Source organism: Mucilaginibacter pallidiroseus (genome assembly GCF_007846085.1).
GTDB lineage: Bacteria > Bacteroidota > Bacteroidia > Sphingobacteriales > Sphingobacteriaceae > Mucilaginibacter > Mucilaginibacter pallidiroseus.
The window spans coordinates 1-17713 of sequence record NZ_VOEJ01000010.1 but is presented as its reverse complement, the minus strand read 5'-3'; the positions used below and the strand labels follow the sequence as shown (position 1 = coordinate 17713).

Annotated in this window: 17 protein-coding genes and 1 rRNA gene; 10 read left to right on the top strand and 8 right to left on the bottom strand. The window is 43.0% G+C overall.

Features of this window, described 5'->3' with window-relative positions; translation table 11 throughout:
- Window positions 1-7 precede the first annotated feature (7 nt).
- Window positions 8-781, bottom strand: a complete 774-nt coding sequence (locus tag FPZ43_RS17605; RefSeq protein ID WP_146383256.1) for a DNA-formamidopyrimidine glycosylase family protein — start codon at window positions 779-781, stop codon at window positions 8-10.
- Window positions 782-997: 216 nt separating this feature from the next.
- Here FPZ43_RS17605 and FPZ43_RS17600 point away from each other — a divergent pair, with 216 nt between their 5' ends.
- Together FPZ43_RS17600 and FPZ43_RS17595 are read left to right on the top strand one after the other, a co-directional pair.
- Window positions 998-2296 carry an MFS transporter gene (locus FPZ43_RS17600; RefSeq protein ID WP_261381137.1) on the top strand — a complete coding sequence of 433 codons (1299 nt, stop codon included), beginning with the start codon at window positions 998-1000 and terminating at the stop codon, window positions 2294-2296.
- Window positions 2297-2474: 178 nt separating this feature from the next.
- On the top strand, window positions 2475-3806 hold the full coding sequence (locus FPZ43_RS17595; protein WP_261381130.1) for a putative sensor domain DACNV-containing protein: 1332 nt from the start codon (window positions 2475-2477) through the stop codon (window positions 3804-3806).
- A 26-nt stretch (window positions 3807-3832) separates the two neighbouring features.
- On the opposite strand, the gene FPZ43_RS17590 is transcribed toward FPZ43_RS17595, so the two are convergent.
- On the bottom strand, window positions 3833-4543 hold the full coding sequence (locus FPZ43_RS17590; protein ID WP_146383254.1) for a MarR family winged helix-turn-helix transcriptional regulator: 711 nt from the start codon (window positions 4541-4543) through the stop codon (window positions 3833-3835).
- A gap of 292 nt (window positions 4544-4835) precedes the next feature.
- Between FPZ43_RS17590 and FPZ43_RS17585 the strand changes: the two genes are divergently transcribed.
- Genes FPZ43_RS17585 through FPZ43_RS17575 form a run of 3 tightly spaced genes read left to right on the top strand, consistent with a single transcriptional unit; the run spans window position 4836 to window position 6633 of the window.
- Window positions 4836-5627, top strand: a complete 792-nt coding sequence (locus tag FPZ43_RS17585) for an alpha/beta fold hydrolase (RefSeq protein ID WP_186461886.1) — start codon at window positions 4836-4838, stop codon at window positions 5625-5627.
- Between the two features lie 56 nt (window positions 5628-5683).
- Entirely contained in the window at window positions 5684-6040 is a 357-nt protein-coding gene (locus tag FPZ43_RS17580; RefSeq protein ID WP_146383252.1) for a hypothetical protein, read from the top strand.
- Between the two features lie 17 nt (window positions 6041-6057).
- Entirely contained in the window at window positions 6058-6633 is a 576-nt protein-coding gene (locus tag FPZ43_RS17575) for a Crp/Fnr family transcriptional regulator (protein WP_146383251.1), read from the top strand.
- A gap of 18 nt (window positions 6634-6651) precedes the next feature.
- On the opposite strand, the gene FPZ43_RS17570 is transcribed toward FPZ43_RS17575, so the two are convergent.
- From FPZ43_RS17570 to FPZ43_RS19370, 3 genes are read right to left on the bottom strand one after another with little or no spacing between them, the layout of a single operon-like run.
- Complete coding sequence (locus tag FPZ43_RS17570; protein WP_261381129.1) at window positions 6652-7548, bottom strand: helix-turn-helix domain-containing protein; 897 nt, start codon at window positions 7546-7548, stop codon at window positions 6652-6654.
- 43 nt (window positions 7549-7591) lie between these two features.
- A complete protein-coding gene (locus tag FPZ43_RS17565; RefSeq protein ID WP_146383250.1) occupies window positions 7592-8332 on the bottom strand; it encodes an SDR family oxidoreductase in 741 nt (246 codons plus the stop codon).
- Window positions 8322-8462, bottom strand: a complete 141-nt coding sequence (locus tag FPZ43_RS19370; protein WP_186461885.1) for a hypothetical protein — start codon at window positions 8460-8462, stop codon at window positions 8322-8324. Before FPZ43_RS19370 ends, FPZ43_RS17565 begins: the two co-directional genes overlap by 11 nt.
- Window positions 8463-8493: 31 nt before the next feature.
- Between FPZ43_RS19370 and FPZ43_RS17560 the strand changes: the two genes are divergently transcribed.
- On the top strand, window positions 8494-9258 hold the full coding sequence (locus tag FPZ43_RS17560) for an SDR family NAD(P)-dependent oxidoreductase (RefSeq protein ID WP_146383249.1): 765 nt from the start codon (window positions 8494-8496) through the stop codon (window positions 9256-9258).
- Window positions 9259-9351: 93 nt separating this feature from the next.
- Entirely contained in the window at window positions 9352-10278 is a 927-nt protein-coding gene (locus FPZ43_RS17555) for a helix-turn-helix domain-containing protein (RefSeq protein WP_146383248.1), read from the top strand.
- A gap of 6 nt (window positions 10279-10284) precedes the next feature.
- Here FPZ43_RS17555 and FPZ43_RS17550 read toward each other — a convergent pair whose 3' ends face one another.
- Window positions 10285-13989: an ATP-binding protein gene (locus FPZ43_RS17550; protein ID WP_146383247.1), complete on the bottom strand. Its 3705-nt coding sequence runs from the start codon at window positions 13987-13989 to the stop codon at window positions 10285-10287.
- A gap of 110 nt (window positions 13990-14099) precedes the next feature.
- Here FPZ43_RS17550 and FPZ43_RS17545 point away from each other — a divergent pair, with 110 nt between their 5' ends.
- Complete coding sequence (locus tag FPZ43_RS17545) at window positions 14100-14360, top strand: hypothetical protein (RefSeq protein WP_261381128.1); 261 nt, start codon at window positions 14100-14102, stop codon at window positions 14358-14360.
- A 110-nt stretch (window positions 14361-14470) separates the two neighbouring features.
- Here FPZ43_RS17545 and FPZ43_RS17540 read toward each other — a convergent pair whose 3' ends face one another.
- Window positions 14471-15358 carry a bestrophin family protein gene (locus FPZ43_RS17540; protein WP_146383246.1) on the bottom strand — a complete coding sequence of 296 codons (888 nt, stop codon included), beginning with the start codon at window positions 15356-15358 and terminating at the stop codon, window positions 14471-14473.
- Between the two features lie 294 nt (window positions 15359-15652).
- On the opposite strand from FPZ43_RS17540, the gene FPZ43_RS17535 reads away from it, so the two are divergent.
- Together FPZ43_RS17535 and FPZ43_RS17530 are read left to right on the top strand one after the other, a co-directional pair.
- Window positions 15653-16498 carry an SDR family NAD(P)-dependent oxidoreductase gene (locus FPZ43_RS17535; protein ID WP_146383245.1) on the top strand — a complete coding sequence of 282 codons (846 nt, stop codon included), beginning with the start codon at window positions 15653-15655 and terminating at the stop codon, window positions 16496-16498.
- Between the two features lie 83 nt (window positions 16499-16581).
- On the top strand, window positions 16582-17502 hold the full coding sequence (locus tag FPZ43_RS17530) for a helix-turn-helix domain-containing protein (protein ID WP_146383244.1): 921 nt from the start codon (window positions 16582-16584) through the stop codon (window positions 17500-17502).
- A gap of 126 nt (window positions 17503-17628) precedes the next feature.
- Here FPZ43_RS17530 and rrf read toward each other — a convergent pair.
- Window positions 17629-17713, bottom strand: a 5S ribosomal RNA gene (gene rrf / locus FPZ43_RS17525); the annotation flags it as partial.

Here is a 17713-nt window from a genome sequence, read left to right as displayed (position 1 = left end):
GGCTGTATTACATATACAGTTCCTGCGCATCAGTATAATAGGTGGTTCGGCCGCCAATTTTTTCTGTCTTTATTGCTTCACCTTTTGCGGTGGTTTTAAGTTTGGGGCTATGAACAGTCATAAAGTCTTTCAGCTCGCCTCGTAATTCATCGTCATTGGCTTCAGCAATTTGTTTTACGGCTTTGTTGAGTACATCCGCGATGCTTTTATAAAGCTTTGATACCCGGTTTGCAGGGATCGATTTCGCGACGGAAAATGGCGAGATCCCGGCATGGTATAAAATTTCATCGGCATAAGAGTTACCTATACCCCGCACCAATTTTTGATCCATCAACAAGGTTTTAATTAATGTTCGCTTTTTCGAGAGCAGATCTGCAAAGTATTCACCATCCATTGCCAATGCATCCGGTACATTTAATGGTGGCGGCTGCAAGGTCAGGGTTGCCTGTTTTTGCAGATCTACTACTGCAAAGCCTTTACCATTATCGAATCGCATCGCCATAACCTGAAACCTGGGCGTTTCATCGGCTTCCAGGTCAACTAACTCGCCGCGCAGCATTAAATGCAGGCCCAACGCCTCCCCGCCCGCAAAATGGAATTGAAGCGTTTTACCTTCCCTTGTTACCATTTCTAACTTTTTACCTTCCAGGGTAGTTTTTAACTTATCGGCGCTTACGTTAAGTTTCCGCGCTTCAGTTATAGTTATTTCTTCAACTGTTTGTCCCGTAAACTTTCGGGATAATATGTCGGCAAATACGGTAAGATCAGGTAGTTCAGCCATGGTGATTTTTAATTTATCTTACTACAGATTAATATTATTTCTGTTTTGCCGGCGATACAAAGGATAAGCGTCAACATTGTTTTACAGGATATTCTTAAATCATCTAATGATTATTTGAATGATGAATAAAAAGGTGCGCGGATTTTGTTAATTTAAGATCCGATATCTATACCTAAGACACCAATTTAATCCAAAGTTTTGCCAATTAAATTCCCTGTGCTAAAGGAAAGTGCCGCGCTCCGGTATTTTACTTTTTTCTATTTATACATAATGCAGGGCATTCCCTCAGGCTTTGCGCTTACTGCTGTGGCAAATTATTTGGCAGGCAAAGGCCTGTCATCGCAATCTGTTGGGTCATTCGTAGCTATAGTGGGCGCTCCGTGGATCATCCAATTTATTTGGGGGCCAATTATAGACAGGTACCAATTTTCGGTTATCGGGCATCGTAAACATTGGGTAGTGCTCACGCAGCTTTTGGCATCCATAGCTTCATTAAGCTTATTGTTAATTAATGATCCGGTTAATCAGCTCGCCTTAATGTCGGTATTGTTTTTTATGCACAGCAACTTTGCCAGCGTGCAGGATGCCAGTGTTGATGCTATTGCTATATCAATAGTGCCCGAAACACAGCGTGGGCGCGTCAATGCATTTATGCGCGGCGGCTACTTGTTGGGTATTTCCATAGGGTCGGCCGGGTTATCAACCGTAATGCATTATTACGGCTTCTTTTATGCCGCTTTATCGCAATCTGTTTTATTACTGTTAATGACGCTGGTTACGTTTTGCATAAAACTCGACCAAAGCGACAGTTTGATGATTTCATTTAAAGGCCGAAGCAAAGTCCAAGCACCCGCGTTAGCAAGGGTTGACAACCCAAACTTGCGCTGGCTTTTTAAACAATTATACCAGGCCATAACCGATTTAAGCAACTTTAAAACCTTTGGCGAGATTGCGGTAGTGTACACTTGCATCAGCATCTTTATACGTGCATTTTCCTTTCATCTCATCCATAATTTGCACTGGGCAGATAATGCCGTTTCCGTTTTGCAAGGTGGCTGGGGCGTTATAGCGACCCTGATAGTGACCCTAAGCGGTGGCGTGATAGCCGACAGATTCGGCCCTGCCAAACTGCAATCATGGGTAATGGTAGCCATTTGTTTGTTCCTCCTGCTTTTCAGCAGCTATGGCTTGCTGTGGCAATTTAAACCACTAAGCGTTACCGGACTCATCATCTGGAACTTTGCCGACCCGATGTTCAGCGTAGCATCCATGCCTGTACTCATGTTGCTTTGTCGCAAAAAAATTGAAGGTTCGCAGTTTACAGCCTATATGGCTATTGTTAACTTTTGCGATGTAATGGGTTCCTATATTTCCGGCTGGGCTATGAAATTTGTAAATGCACCAACCATTGGCTTCGCGTGCGGATGTATCGTCTTTTTGCTCATAGCCCGAAAAATATTTGAAAGGCCGGCATTGCAAATACAACCGGTATTGATAAAAAATAAGTTACTTTAAATGAATAAATTAAGAGTTATCATTTTACTGACCATTTTATAAATATGTACAGAAACTTGCTGTTAAACGCTCGGGCTAAAATATTTTCTGATTAACTTACGTATATAACGTTAACATATATAGCCAACCTTACAGCACATCAACTGTTAATACACTAGTGATCAATTAAACAACCAAAATGGCATTGCCTAACGCTCAACCAAAAGACCTCGCATTTCATGTGTTTGAAAAACTCAAGCACAGTAAAATTGCGCTGCCCGTTCCGCCGCTTAATGTGATGGAAGAATTGTTTGAGTGCCTGTTTTTTACCAGCATGCGCACAGAAGAAAGCGACCTGGTAATGGTGACCGTTACACTAATTGATCCTAATAATCCCGACCCCAAACCACCGAGAAACATTGTGGCCGAACGCTGGAGTTGCATCAATTTTGAAACACCAATAGAACTGAGCATCAAATCATTAGTTAAGTTATCTAAAGCATCAGATCCGTCTAGCACATCGCTTGCTGTTTATTACGATCAGCAAGGCAAGCTTTTTATATGGGGCATGATAGACCAGGCTATTCATTACCAAAGCTTCCTCAATTACGAATCGGAATCAGGTTCTGAGCAACCCGGTCTTTTCCAGGTTAGCATTAATGATATAGGTACGCTAAACGTTTTGTTTGATTATGAACTTCTGGCAACCCTGAAGCAAAATGTACTTATCCCCCGTTACCTCGATGTTTTTACAATCGGCCCTATTTCAAAGATATTGAAGGGTAATGCCGCCCAGTTGAAGTCAGAACTAAGAACGTTTTTAAAGACAACACATACTGGAGAAACTTTTGAGGATTGGGAAAGCTTTTTAAACGGTATCTGGATTCAAACACTGTCCAGGTTACTGCTCCGCATCCAAAACTATCATCATGGTGGTGCGATTTTAATTGCAGATAATCACGATGATATAGACATCAAGTACACTGTACAATACGACCGGCTTAAGCATGCAATTAGCAATTATGCTAAGGAAACCATTAATAACTACGTAGCCGAAACCTTAATTGAAGATTACATTAGCGAAGGCAAAAAAGTAATTGACAAGAACTGGTACGTTGAAGAATCCAAGTCGTTGCTTGCGAAGCAGGAAATTGCGGACGAAATTAAGGGTTGTATTTCATTTTTGGCTTCGCATACCTGTGTAGATGGGGTACTCCTATTTTCACGCGACATGGTGTCAAAAGGTTTTGGCGGAGTGTTAAAAGCCAGGCGAATGCCAAAAAAGATATTTGTGTCGCCAACGGCTACCGCCAGCCCAAAATCGCTTATCCCGGCTGATCCGAATCACTTTGGTACCAGGCACCGCTCCATTATTGCTTACTGCTACAACCATCCAGGCAGTTTAGGCCTTGTAATTTCGCAAGACGGTGACATCCGGGCATTTTATCGAATCGAGGAAAAGCTCATTATGTGGGAGAACATTAAAACGCAGCAATTCTTAAAAAGCAATAAGCTTAAACGACGTACTTAAAGGACTATTTAATCTCCCAAAAAAGTTTATTCTGGCTTCTGTATCCCCTTATCTTTAGAAGTTACTTCGCGACTTTTATTGGGATCTGCCACCATTTCGCTTAGGGCATTTTCGCGGTGCTGTACGTAGTTTTCGTTATGGAAATAATCTAATTTTCGTAGCAGGTACGAAAGTGATGATATCTCTACTTCAGCTAAATTCCCAACAACCACATCACCCAGCAATCTCATATTTGGTAAAAGTTCTATCACGGTATTTTTACCTTTTTCGGTAAGGGAAACTAATACGCTGCGTTTATCATCAGGGTTTTTATGCTCTTCAAACATGCCGTTCTTTAAGAGCCTTTTAATTACCTCGACCCCCGAGGTTTTTTCTATGATAAGTTTATTTATTAGTTCAGTTTTTGTCAGATGCTTGTGAGTCATCAATACGATCATGAATGAAAACTCATCCAGCGTTGATAAAGGGCTGCCTTTGAGCGCCTTTTTACCGTAAAAAACTGCATACCTGAATAAGAAAATTATCAGAACAGCTATATCAACATTAACACTACGGTCCTTTTGCACCCATTGCTCTTCCGGCCCGGAAACATCGCGCAGGGGTTGTTGTTCGGTGCTGTGCTGCGCGTTTAAGTAACCAAGAAAATCTGTATAGGATAGATCTGCTTTTGGAGGCTTGTGCGATTCATAATCGCAAAAATCCGAAATCAGTTTTAAGAGTATCTCTTTCCTATCCATAGCCAAAATTATCAAATGTTATTAAACTTCAGCATATATTACTACTGCAGAAGCCTCCTGTAATTAGCGCTTAGCAACATACCGTTAATTATCAAGCTGACTCATGAAATACCAAATATTAAAATGTTTTCGTACTATTTATTTAATTATTTAAATTTAAACATTTAATATTGCATTATCAACGTTATCATAATGGGATTGCACATTTCTGGCACAAGTGGTTAACGTGGAAATTGAGCTTGAATGGAAGCATAGCCATAGAAATATGATATATCAAGCCGAAGCTAATAATATGAGTTACCTTCAAATAAATAACCGTAAGCTATACTATGTTGTATTGGGTAAAGGCAAACCTGTACTTTTACTGCACAGTTTGGGCGGTTCCGGCCGTGATTGGATTTATCAAACTGAAGCACTTCTAATAACAGGGCACCAGGTCATCATTATAGATATGGCCGGCCACGGCGCATCTACCCTGGCAGCAAGTCCTATTCCTATTAAAGATTTGGTTAAAGATGTTTGGACACTGCTTGATGCGCTGAACATTTTTAAAGTAAGTATTGTCGGTGTATCCCTTGGCGGCCTGGTGGCATTGATAGCCGCCAGTCAGCGTAGCCAGCGGGTGGAAAAGGCCGTGCTGATCAATACGTTCATCGATACAACATCACCGGAATTTACAAAAGGAGCTGCCGAATGGATGAGCCAGCTAAGAGACGAGCAGGGTATGATTGATTGGTTTGAAGCAAGCTGGCCTACGCTGGTAAATGGTGTGTTTGCCAAATCGGCCAAAGGTTGCCAGTCATACCAACTATATCATGCCCAGGCCAGTCAAAATGTTGGTAGCTCCATAGCCAATGTGCTGGAAGGCTGTTTGGGGACAGACATGCATGAACGTTTAAACGGCATAAAAGTGCCGGTATTATTGCTTGGCGGCGAGTTAGATATGAGTTCGATTATCATGCAAACTATAACTGAGAAGCTGCCATCGGCTAAATATGTCTCCATTGCAGGGGCAAAGCATCTTGCACAGATCGACTCAGCAGATGTTGTGAATGAACACATCATAAAATTTTTAAAGGCATAGCTAAACTCTTCAACTACCTGAACTTTTTTAAGACAGCATAGACCGACCTTTGATTTATGGAAGACATCAAATTTCCCGACATCAAACCAGGTCAAGGCCCTGTGTTGATGCTTAACCTTATTAAATTTAAAGACAAAAGGGTGTATTTCGAAGAATACATACCTGCTTTTGAGGAAGTAGTAAAGCAGCTGGGCATAGACGGTGTTGATGTTAAAGTAGTAAGTGAGGTTGTTGCCAATATCATTGCTGACGATAACGACCAATGGGACGAAGTGGTGCTAGTAGAATATCCAAGTGCCGAAGCTTTTTTCTCTATCGCCCAAAGTGAGGTTTATCATACCATTGCAAACCCGCTGCGCCTGGCAGGCACTGCAGAGCTAAAATTGATAATGACCAGGCAAATTAATTTATAAAGACTATACTTGCCTGTATGTCTCAACAACTGCTAGCCAACTTAGCATTGCACGTAGTACTTTCTCCTGAGGAACAGGAGCAGGTACTATCTGCTATGCATCGCCAAGCGGTTAACAAAAGGACGGTGCTTGTGCAGCCGGGCAAAACCGAAAGGCATATTTATTTTGTTGACAAGGGCTGTTTGCGAATGTTCCATACAGATACCGACGGCCATGAGCATAACCTTTGCTTCTTTCCCGAAAATTGGTGGGCCAGTGATATTGCCAGTTTCTTTAAGGCCAAGCCAGCCACCAACACCATACAAGCAATGGAGGATTCGGAGCTGTGTTGCTTTACCCTATTCGACTTAGAAAACTTGTTTAACCAAATACCAAAACTCGAGCGTTTTTTCCGCATACTTACTCAAAACGGTTTTGACATGTTTCAGCGGCGCGTAACATCAAACCTATCGCTTACGGCCGAACAACGCTATCTCGAATTCAGGCGACATTATCCCGGCCTGGAGCAGCGCATCAACCAAAAGGATATTGCAAGCTATCTTGGCATTACCGCGGCCTTTTTAAGCATGATGCGTAAAGAGAAAAATCTTTAGCGATTTTTTTTTCGATATTTAGTTTACTTGTTGCCTATACTGAACCGGCGTGATGTGCGTACGTTGCTTAAACAGCTTATTAAATGACTGCGGATGTTCAAAACCCAGCCTATAAGCAATCTCGGCAGTAGTCATATCCGTTTGGTTCAACAGTATCTTTGCCTTTTCAATTAATGCCAAATGTATATGCTGCTGTGTTGTTTTTCCGGTAAGCGCCCTAAGCATATCTGATAGGTAACGCTGTGAGATATTTAAGTGCGCAGCAATATCATGGGGTGATGGCAAACCATTTATAAGCGTATCATCAAAACGGTCACTAAGCCATGCGTCTATCTTAGCAATCAACTCGCGATGCTGATTTTTACGGGTAATAAACTGCCTGTTATAAAAGCGATTGCTGTGATTAAGTAATAGCTCCAGTTGCGATACAAGTACGTCAGCACTAAATTGATCGATGTTGTTAGCCAACTCCAAACTTATAGCCTTGAAAAGCGCTTCAATAACGTCTTTTTCTTTTTCGGAAAGGAAAAGCGCTTCGGCAACTGTGTAGTCAAAAAAACCATAATGATGAATGCTTTGTGCTAATGGATATTGCATTAGCAAACCAGGGTGGAAGTACAAAGCGTAACCCTGATAGTCGTTGATATCCGCTGTCATCTGCACAGCCTGACCCGGTGACAGAAATGCCATCCCCCCTTCTTTAAAATCGTACGCGCCGGGTCCGTATTTCACACTTCCCTTAAAATCTCTCTTAAACGTTACCTTGTAAAAATCAAGCTCAAACCAATGGCCTGCATCCCGGAGATTTACACTTTCCTGGTCGTAATTAACCAGCGCGATAAGTGGATTGGCGGGTGATTTTAAACCGAGGCGATGCATCAAATCCGTTATCGACTTAAATCTTAATGTGTTCACTTGGCAACATTTACTGTTTAATAATAAATATAGGCATAAGATTTTAGCCTTGAACCGTTGGCCGTACAACTATATCTCCTACATCAACGATATCGGGCTGGCCAATGGCATAAGCAACGGCCTCGGCAATAGCTTTAGCCGGGATAGCGATTTTATCTGCAGTTGCCTGGCTGGCGCTCCTTATGGCCTCATTCTTTATATTACTCACAAACTCCGATGCCACAAAACCTGGTGATATACCTGTAACCCGCCAACGCCCTTCAGACTCCTGGCGTAGCGCTTCATTTATGGTGCGTACAGCATTTTTAGTCCCTGCATAAACACCCATTGCAGGCACAATGGCAATCCCTGCGGTTGACAGGATATTTATAAAATGCCCGGACCCATTTTTAAGAAACTCGGGCATTGCTGCGGCGATACCGTACAATGTACCCTTTATGTTTACATCAATCATTTGTTCCCAACCGCTTATATCAACTTCTTCCATACGCTGTAACTGTGCGATGCCTGCATTATTGATCATCACATCCAAACGGCCAAATTGTTTAATAGCAAACCCTACCAACGCATTCAAATCTTCCTTTTGAATTATGTCGGTTGCTAAAAACGCAGCCTGCCCGCCGCTATGGTTAATTGTATCTGCTACCATCCTGATATTTTCTGTACGGCGGGCACCCAAAACAACCTTTGCTCCAAGGCCTGCCAATAGTTCTGCCGTTGCTTTCCCTATGCCGCTGCCGGCACCTGTAACTACTATTACCTTTCCTGCTATTCTATTTTCCATAATCAATTAATTTGATAGCAAAGTTGTTAAAACGGCGCTTTACAGATGTAGCCATTACGGTTAAATGTGTAGCCGTTTTGGTTACAACTTCCCTTGATTTAGTTACGATAACCACAGGTATGATAAGCACTTTTGTATTTATTAATTAATCATTTATTTCTATGGAAGATCAAACAGCATCAAATAAACAAATCGCACTGGTTACCGGTGCAAACCAGGGAGTAGGCAATGAAATTGCCAAAGCACTTGTAGCCAACGGTTACATTGTATATGTAGGCTCACGCAAATTGGAGAACGGCGAAAAAGCGGCAACAGAAATTGGTAAAAATGCAAAGGCCATTCAATTGGATGTTACAAGTCAGCAAAGCATTAGTGCCGCTATCGAAACCATCAATAACGCGCATGGCCGACTGGATTTGCTGGTAAATAATGCAGGTATTTCTCATGGCGGCACGGCGCCTAAAAACCCGGAGGAGCTAATGGCATCCGGCCGAGCAGTAAAGGTTTCGCTTGATGAGGTACGCACCGTTTGGGAAACAAATGTATTTGGCGTTATAGCCATGACGCAAGCCGCCTTGCCGTTGTTGCGCCAATCAGTTGCTGCACGTATTGTGAATGTTTCGAGCGGTCTTGGTTCGCTCACCTGGATAACTGACCCTGAATGCTGGGCCCGTGAACATTTCGGCATTGTTTACGCAGCATCAAAAACCGCATTGAACGCGGTGACTGTTGCTTTTGCCTTAGAGCTGGAGAAAGAAGGCATAAAAGTAAATGCTACCAGCCCCGGCTACACGGCTACGGCGCTTAACAATTTCCGGGGTACCGATAGCCTTGAGGTTGGCTCGCGCGAACCTATACGCGTAGCACTGGAAACGGATGGCCCGACCGGCGGCTTTACAGGGCCCGATGGACCGATGCCTTGGTAAACAGCAATGTTAGCCATACATCAATCTTAGATTACACCCCATAAATGACCGGCGGCTGAAACAGCGGCCGGTTATTTATTATTAATTTCCGATATGAAAAACGGCCAGCCAAAAATTACAAAGCTCGACTCGATAACCGAGATTCACCGTACGTTGGATATACCGGGCCCTACACACCCACTGATAACCCTGCTGGATACACGTGAGGAAAGTATTAATTTGAGCAAGCTGCCGGTAAGTTATGTAACCACACTTTATAAAATTTCTTTCATTAGTAAATTGGGTGGAAAATTCAGATACGGGCAGGGTTATTACGATTTTGATGAGGGCAGCATGGTATTTACCGCGCCTAATCAAATTGTTGGCAGCACAGCAATTTACAAAGGTAACGAGGGCTATTCGCTCATCTTTCACCAGGACTTTTTACAGGGGTATCCGCTGGCGTCAAAGATCAAACAGTATGGCTTTTTTTCATATACTTCCAATGAAGCGTTGCACCTATCCGACAAGGAAAGGGCAACTGTGTCGGCAATCTTCTCCATCATCCAGGATGAGCTTAACAGCAGGATAGATGATTTTAGCCATGAAGTGGTTATTGCTCAGATTGAATTACTGCTTAGCTATGCGAAGCGCTTTTATAAAAGGCAATTTTTAACCCGCCATGCAGCAGGTGGTACGTTGCTAACGCAATTGGAAACTTTGTTAAACAATTACTTTATTGAGCAGCAGCCCGCAGTAAAAGGCATAATCACGGTGCAGTATCTGGCAGATAAACTGAACTATACACCAAACTATTTAAGCGATATGCTGCGATCGCTCACCGGGCTAAATGCGCAACAGCACATACACGAAAAACTCATAGAGCGGGCCAAAGAATTACTATCTACAACAACCTTGACTATTAGCGAAGTGGCTTATCAGTTGGGCTTTGAGCATTCGCAATCCTTCAGCAGGCTGTTCAAGCTTAAAACGAAAGTTTCCCCCGTACAATACCGCGCATCAGTAGCTGCAGGTACATAAAACTTTTTAAGCCTTTGGCAACGAAAAATAAAAAGTAGAGCCTTTACCCAACTCGCTTTCAGCCCAAATTTTACCGCCATGTCGGTTGACAATCTCGGTACTCAAATAGAGACCGATGCCAAATCCCGATATGTGTTGCATCAGGTTACTCTCTACCCTGTAATAGCGATCAAATAATTTTTCCAGGTCTGCCGAATCTATACCCATACCCTCATCTTTTACACTTACAACAATGTTGTGTTCGGTTGATGTCACCCCAATATTTACGATGGTAGTTTTGGGCGAATATTTAATAGCATTACCTATCAAATTAGATAGTACAGAGCTGATCTTATCACGGTCGGCGTTTACGGTCACACCTTCACATGGCTCAAATGTTAGCTCATGAGTGCCGGTGCTGCTTTGTGATTCGTCAATCGCTTCTTCGATCAGCTCCTTTAAATTAAAGTGCTGGATATTTAAATGTATTTTACCTGCTTCCAAACGGGATACGTTAAGGAAACCATTAATAAGCGTAGTCATCTTTTTAACCTGGCTGCCCAACTTCACAAGTTTTTCCTCAGCAAACTTATCGCTTGACCGCTTGGCATGCATCTGCAGCATTTGCGTGTAACCACCCATAGATGTTAGGGGCGTTTTCAGCTCGTGGCTTACCATACCAATGAAATCGTCTTTACGCTGGTTATCTTCTTTAGATTCGGTAATATCAAGCAATGTGCCTATTACACCAACCACCTCATCATTCTCGTTAAGCTCTACCTTGCCGGTAGAATTTAGCCATTTTCTTTTACCGCCATGAAATGGTTGAATCTGGTAATCCTCACTGAATCGCCCCTTTGTGTCCACAGCAGATTTGATGGCTTGCACAAAACGCTCACGATGCTCCGGAACTACCACTTCCAGCGTTTCATCAAAAGATAAACTCTTGTCCAATGGGATGCCGTGCATGATACGGCCAATATTTGATACAAAAAGGTTGTCTGTTCCCCAGTCAGACCGCCAGATTCCCAAATTAGCAGCATCCATGGCAAGTTTCAGGGTGTCGTTAATATTTTCCAGTTCCTTGCGTGCAGCAACTTGTTCGGTAACATCAGCGGCTACAGCCATTAAGCCACTAACGCGGCCGTTATCTTCTTTAAGCGCCTCTATAGTTAAATTGATATACTGTGTTTTTTGCTTGTCGGCACGCATCATAATCACAGGAACCTCGCCGGATACATAGCGCTCACCAGTATTGAATACACTATCCATTATTTCGTAAAAGCCTTGCGTGGCAAGCTCGGGAGTAGCGTCAACCAATGTTTTGCCAGTAACTTCGGTGGCTGTGCGGCCCCAATAGTGCAACATGCGCTCGTTGGCCATTTCAATAGTATGCTCTTTACCCCTGTAAATTGCTATAGCCACAGGTGCCTCGGTTATCAGGTTGCGTAGCTGTTGTTCGGCGTAGCTACGTGCCTTTGTAATCTTGATTTGTGCCCTTATTTTTGTAAGCAGCTCCGCTGCAGAAAATGGCTTTACAAGGTAATCGTCTGCACCGGCTTCCAATCCGTCTATACGCGCCTCCTCGCCCGCGCGTGCGGACAGGAAGATTACCGGCAAACGGGAAGTGTTGGGTCTTAACCTGAGTTGTTCTAACATTGCCTTACCATCCATTACCGGCATCATAATGTCGCTCAAAACAAGGTCCGGTTGCATCTCATGAATCTTCATCAATGCATCGGCACCATTTAATGCAATTTGCACGGTAAAGTAAGGTTCCAGTAACCGTTTTAAATACGCGCGCATATCTGCGTTATCATCAACTATCAAAATACAGGTATCGGCAGGTATTGAAAAATCCTGGTGAGCGGTAACATCGCCGGTTGTTGTTGCAGCATCAGCACCAAGCTCGGTTTGAGCGCCTTCCTGAAGCAAGCTGAATGCTTCCTGTATAAATGCACCCTTAAGTGCTGCAGAGTCGGTATCCTTTGATGCTTCAAGCACATGTTCCTGGGGCAGGTGTGCTTTACCTAAGGGGATACTCACGGTAAAGGTACTGCCATCGTGCTCAACACTCTCAACGGCTATTTGGCCACCGTGCAGGTGTACTAATTCGTTTACTAATGACAAGCCTATACCTGTGCCCTCATGCGTGCGCCCTGCGGAGTTTTCGACCCGGTGGAAACGCTCAAACATGTGTGGTAATTCTTTTTCGGGTATGCCCACCCCGGTATCTTTCACTTTCAAAACCGCTGCGTTTCCCTCTTGCGAAAGTGTAACATCAATGCGCCCCCTAAGTGTATATTTAAATGCGTTTGAAAGCAAGTTGAGTACAATTTTTTCCCACATCTGCTTATCTACATAAGCAGTGCTTCGCAAACCCGTTGTAACAGTAAGCTCCATACCGGCCTTCTCAATGATAGACCGAAAGCTGCTGGCTAAGTCTGCCGTTAGCTCGCTTAGGTCTACCGGTTGGTAGGCTGCTTGCGCCCTACCAGCCTCTACCCTGCTATAATCCAACAGATTATTAACCAGTTTTAATAACCGTAAGGCGTTACGATGTGTTGATTCAACAGGTGCCTTAAAGTTTGCAGGCAGTGAAGATTGGCTTAACATATCCTCCAGAGGGCCTAACATCAGCGTAAGCGGGGTACGAAATTCGTGACTTACATTGCTGAAAAAAGCCGTCTTTGATCGGTCAATTTCGGCCAGGGCTTCGGCACGTTTCTGTTCCTGCTCATATGCATAAACGTTAGATACGGCCGTATTATAAGTATTGGCCAACTGATCATACATGTTTATATAATCGGTATCAAGGGCGCGACGCGAGCTTACCCCAGCCACAATGAAACCAAAAACATCATCCTGCCCGCTAATGCGGATAGGCAAAATCATGGCGCTGTGTGGGGCCTCAGGGTAGGGCTCACAGGTAAGATCGCCAAACTTAGTTGTCAGTTCTTTCACCTCTAGTATCCCACCGGATGAGCGAACCTCGGCGAAAGGCCAAAAAGTATTGTTGTTTAAATAAATAGTTTCCGGCGTTAAAGAATTCCCCGAAGCAACTCCTGCAGCGCTTATTAGCTTCGCCGTATCAGTTTGATGATCCAGCTGGTAAACCAGCATAAATGGAATATCAAGCAGGTAATCATTATATCTTTCGGTAGTTATAGCGCCAATATCCTGTATGCTTTTAGCCTTACCTAAGGCTGCACCTAAATCACGAAGTGCTTGTGTGCGGCGCGCACTTAACATTTTAACCGTAGTTTCGGTAATAGGATGGAAAATCCCGCCAACACCGCCCGATTCATCACGTATGGGTGCAAAAGAAAAAGTCATCCAGGCTTCCTCAAGATAACCATAACGATCCAGAAACATGCGCTGGTCGTTTATATATGTACCCTCGCCCTGTTCGCCGCGGCTAAAGGCGTCGCCAACAACTTCTAATGCAGTTTCCCAACAAATCCTAAAATTCATCCCCATCGACTCGGGATGCTTAGCACCACATATAGGCCGGTAACTATCGTTGTAAATTTGTATGGTCTCTGGCCCCCACGCAATCAGAATTGGAAATGTGGAAGACAGGCAAAGGCTTACGGACGTTCTTAAACTTTGTGGCCAGTTTTCAACCGGGCCCAACGCAGTTGTTGACCAGTCCATCGAGCGGATAAGCTTACCCATTTCGCCACCGCCGGAAAGGAACTGTTCCGTACTTTCGGATAAAATTGAATTCATTAATATGGTAAAAACGTTAAAGTCAACAGCAGCATCGCTAACGAAGAAGAGAAACGCCTAAAGATAACTCATCCCTTCCAACCTCAAAAAGAATATTTAGTTTTATAATTTTGCTGTGCATATCTAACTCATTTAAGCATAGTAATCTGGCTAATCGTTACAGACATACACGTGTCAGCAGTCCTGATTTCACTGCAAGCACTCTGAGATACGGTCCCGAAGAAATAGTTTCGCTACTGACTAAAGCGGCCGATTTATTAACTGCGCAAAATATATGGATTAATCACGACTGCGGCCTCAAAATCCACAAGTGGTCCGAAACCAAAGCTGCATTGATAAACATGGCCGTTGCTGGTAAACAAGCAAGATAACTATCCAGGTTGAAGGAGTTATTCGGGAATTATTTAATAAACACTTAAAAAAACGCCCGTAGTAGTTAACTGCGGCGCTCTTTATTATATGTTCAAGCTTTGCTTAAAAACTACAAGATGTAATATGTATCCGGTGGCTCGATCTTATTAACCGGCTTTTCGCCTACCATCTCCATCAAAGTATTTTCGATGGACATAGCAAGATTGGTCATCGGCGTATCAGTCGGGCGGTTCTCAAACGGATCCTGCATCAGTATGGCGGTTTGCTCAATTATAATAAATAGCGTGGGCACAATTATCGTTAGTGAAACTTCTACCAATTTACCTTGATCTTCTAAACCAAAAGGAAGCAATGTCATCAATACATAAATCAAAAAATGTATTAACACGCTATAAGCTCTGGGGAATACAGTGTTTTTTATGCGCTCACATTTACCCATACTGTCGCACAGGCGGGAAATGGTAGCATCAATCTGCACCTGTTTATTAGGGTTTACATCAAACTTGTCGCACGCTTTTGCAAGTTCGTCAGCATGTATGTCCAGGATATTGTTTGGTTTATTACCAGCATCAACTTTGTGCTCCTCAAAATATGCCTTGACCCTGCTGCTGTTATCAACCTTACGTAGCGCCTCTCCTAATGCAAAACACCAGATACCCTGCCTACGTGCAAAGTCTTTCGCTACTTCTAATCCCTCTGCAGTGTTAGGCATAAACTGCTTTACCTGCCTAATTAGTGTGCGGCTATCGTTTACTATAGCCCCCCAAACCACACGCGCCTCCCACCAACGCTCATATGATTGTGACGTACGGAAAGCAAGCAACAATGATAATACGGTACCGGCAAACGCAGTAAGAGCCAATGGTATTGACACTTGCCTCAGCATCCCGTAATGATCAAAAGCCCCGGCAAGTATTGCGTAAATGGCAATGGCTATGATGTCCCACTTAACGGTTTTTAAGAAATATACAATTGATATTCTTTTTTTAATTAGCATATAATGAATTAAGGATAATTAGGTCACACTATAAAAAACTTATAATCCTGCAACAGCTTTGTAAACTGCAAATTGCGTAAATGGTTTGATTTTGCTGAATAAAAACTAAGGCTTAATTAACCGCATCTCATCCTTTAAAAATAATAGTCAAAATTTGACACTGTTAATAATCCTTGCGGTTTGATATGATAGCTTAGCAAACATCCGCAAAACGATTACAAATGCCCGCAATTAGCATACAACAGAATAAGCGCAGCAACAGACTTTTGTAATAACAATTTAAATAGTTAAAAAATGGAAAATCAAAGTAACGCTTATAAAGTATGGTTTATTACAGGCGCTTCACGCGGGTTTGGTAGAGTGTGGGCAGAGGCAGCGTTAAAACGCGGCGACAAAGTTGCAGCTACGGCGCGCAACCTCGACAGCATTGCCGCTCTTAATGAAATTTACGGCGAAAACGTACTGACTTTAGCGCTAGATGTAACCAACACCGACCAAGTGAATAAAGCTGTTGCAGCTGCACACGCTCATTTCGGTCGCCTGGATATAGTACTTAACAATGCAGGATACTCATTAGTGGGCACCATTGAGGAAGCAAGTGCCGATGACGTGAAAGCAATGTACGACACCAATATCTTCGGGACGCTTGCGGTTATAAAAGCGGCGCTCCCGCTTCTACGTGAGCAAGGCAGCGGCCACATCATGGGAACCTCAAGTAATTTAGGGCACGTTGTGTTACCTGTAATAGGCTATTATTGCTCATCTAAATGGGCTTTTGAAGCAATTCATGAAGCTTTGGCAGCAGAGGTCAAAGACTTTGGTATCAAGGTAACCATAATAGAACCTGGCGCCTATGCAACAGAATTCGGATCGCCCGGTTCATTGAAGTTTGCAAATGGCATGGATATTTACGGAGGATATAAGGAACAATTTTTCACTGGCCTAAAATCAATGGAGCGCGGCGACCCAAATGCTACGCCAGAAGCGTTATTTAAAGTTGTTGATTCAGAAAATCCGCCGCTTAGGTTTAACCTCGGCAGTAATAACCTGGCATGGACGCAAAGTGCTTATGCAGAACGCATGGCAACCTGGGAAGCCTGGCAAGAGGTATCTGCATCAGCACAAGGCAATATAAAGTAATCTCAAGGTCACTACTTAACAAATAAGCAAACGTAGCCGATATTTGTATATAATATCGGCTATTTTTGCTTTAATAAAATGTCATGAAGAAGGAAGAAACTATTCCGCATAAATTTACATCGCTGTCGGACGCGCACAAAGCTTTCGGCTTGCCTGCACCAAAACATCCGTTGATCAGTTTGCTTAACGGTACCAACACCAAGGTGCAATTGGGTGACATGGCGCAAAATCATGTATTGAGTTTTTACAAAATCTCATACAAACCAAAACTGGCCGGCAAATTAAAATACGGGCAAGGCTATTATGATTTTGATGAAGGTGGATTACTATTTGCTGCACCAGGCCAGGTAGTTGGCGGCAACGATAACGATGTAAGCGCTTGTTCAGAATACACTTTATTGATTCACCCTGATTTTCTCTTAGGCTATCCTTTGGCAAAAACGATTAAGCAATACGGTTTTTTCTCTTATTCAGCTGATGAAACCTTGCACCTGTCCGACGACGAAAAAGCAACTATAATGAATATCTTCAAAATGATTGAAACGGAGATTGAAAGCAGGATAGATGATTTTAGCCAAAATGTAGTAATAGCACAGATTGAACTAATGCTTAGCTATGCCAACCGCTTTTACAAACGACAGTTTATAACTCGTAAGCTGGTTAACAATACACTACTACAAAAGATGGAAGAAATATTGGACAAGTCTTTTACTGGCGATGCATCCGCTAATAAAGGGTTACCCACTGTGGCTTCTATCGCCAGCCAATTAAATTTATCGCCAAGTTACCTGAGTGATATGCTGCGCTCGCTCACCGGCCAAAACGCGCAGCAACACATTCACGACAAGTTAATAGAGAAAGCTAAGGAAAAGTTAACCACCACAAACCTGAGTGTAAGCGAAGTTGCGTACTCGCTTGGCTTTGAACATTCCCAATCATTTAGTAAGCTATTTAAAACCAAAACAAATTTATCTCCCCTTGAATTTAGGAAAGCTTTCAATTAAATAAAACACGGTATTTGAGAAAATGCGCAGTAAACTGCACATTTTTATTTCGGTATTAAGACTATCAAATCCATATAAACGCAAAAAACCCTTCAACTTTTGATTGAAGGGGTTTTGATTAGTAAAGGATGGCACCGACCTACTCTCCCACATTTTACTGCAGTACCATCGGCTCTGGCGGGCTTAACTTCTCTGTTCGGAATGGGAAGAG

Coding starts and splice junctions, on each gene's coding strand:
- FPZ43_RS17605 (WP_146383256.1), bottom strand. CDS start 781: ATGGCTGAACTACCTGATCTTACCGTATTTGCCGACATATTATCCCGA.
- FPZ43_RS17595 (WP_261381130.1), top strand. CDS start 2,475: ATGGCATTGCCTAACGCTCAACCAAAAGACCTCGCATTTCATGTGTTT.
- FPZ43_RS17590 (WP_146383254.1), bottom strand. CDS start 4,543: ATGGATAGGAAAGAGATACTCTTAAAACTGATTTCGGATTTTTGCGAT.
- FPZ43_RS17585 (WP_186461886.1), top strand. CDS start 4,836: ATGAGTTACCTTCAAATAAATAACCGTAAGCTATACTATGTTGTATTG.
- FPZ43_RS17580 (WP_146383252.1), top strand. CDS start 5,684: ATGGAAGACATCAAATTTCCCGACATCAAACCAGGTCAAGGCCCTGTG.
- FPZ43_RS17575 (WP_146383251.1), top strand. CDS start 6,058: ATGTCTCAACAACTGCTAGCCAACTTAGCATTGCACGTAGTACTTTCT.
- FPZ43_RS17565 (WP_146383250.1), bottom strand. CDS start 8,332: ATGGAAAATAGAATAGCAGGAAAGGTAATAGTAGTTACAGGTGCCGGC.
- FPZ43_RS17560 (WP_146383249.1), top strand. CDS start 8,494: ATGGAAGATCAAACAGCATCAAATAAACAAATCGCACTGGTTACCGGT.
- FPZ43_RS17555 (WP_146383248.1), top strand. CDS start 9,352: ATGAAAAACGGCCAGCCAAAAATTACAAAGCTCGACTCGATAACCGAG.
- FPZ43_RS17550 (WP_146383247.1), bottom strand. CDS start 13,989: ATGAATTCAATTTTATCCGAAAGTACGGAACAGTTCCTTTCCGGCGGT.
- FPZ43_RS17540 (WP_146383246.1), bottom strand. CDS start 15,358: ATGCTAATTAAAAAAAGAATATCAATTGTATATTTCTTAAAAACCGTT.
- FPZ43_RS17535 (WP_146383245.1), top strand. CDS start 15,653: ATGGAAAATCAAAGTAACGCTTATAAAGTATGGTTTATTACAGGCGCT.
- FPZ43_RS17530 (WP_146383244.1), top strand. CDS start 16,582: ATGAAGAAGGAAGAAACTATTCCGCATAAATTTACATCGCTGTCGGAC.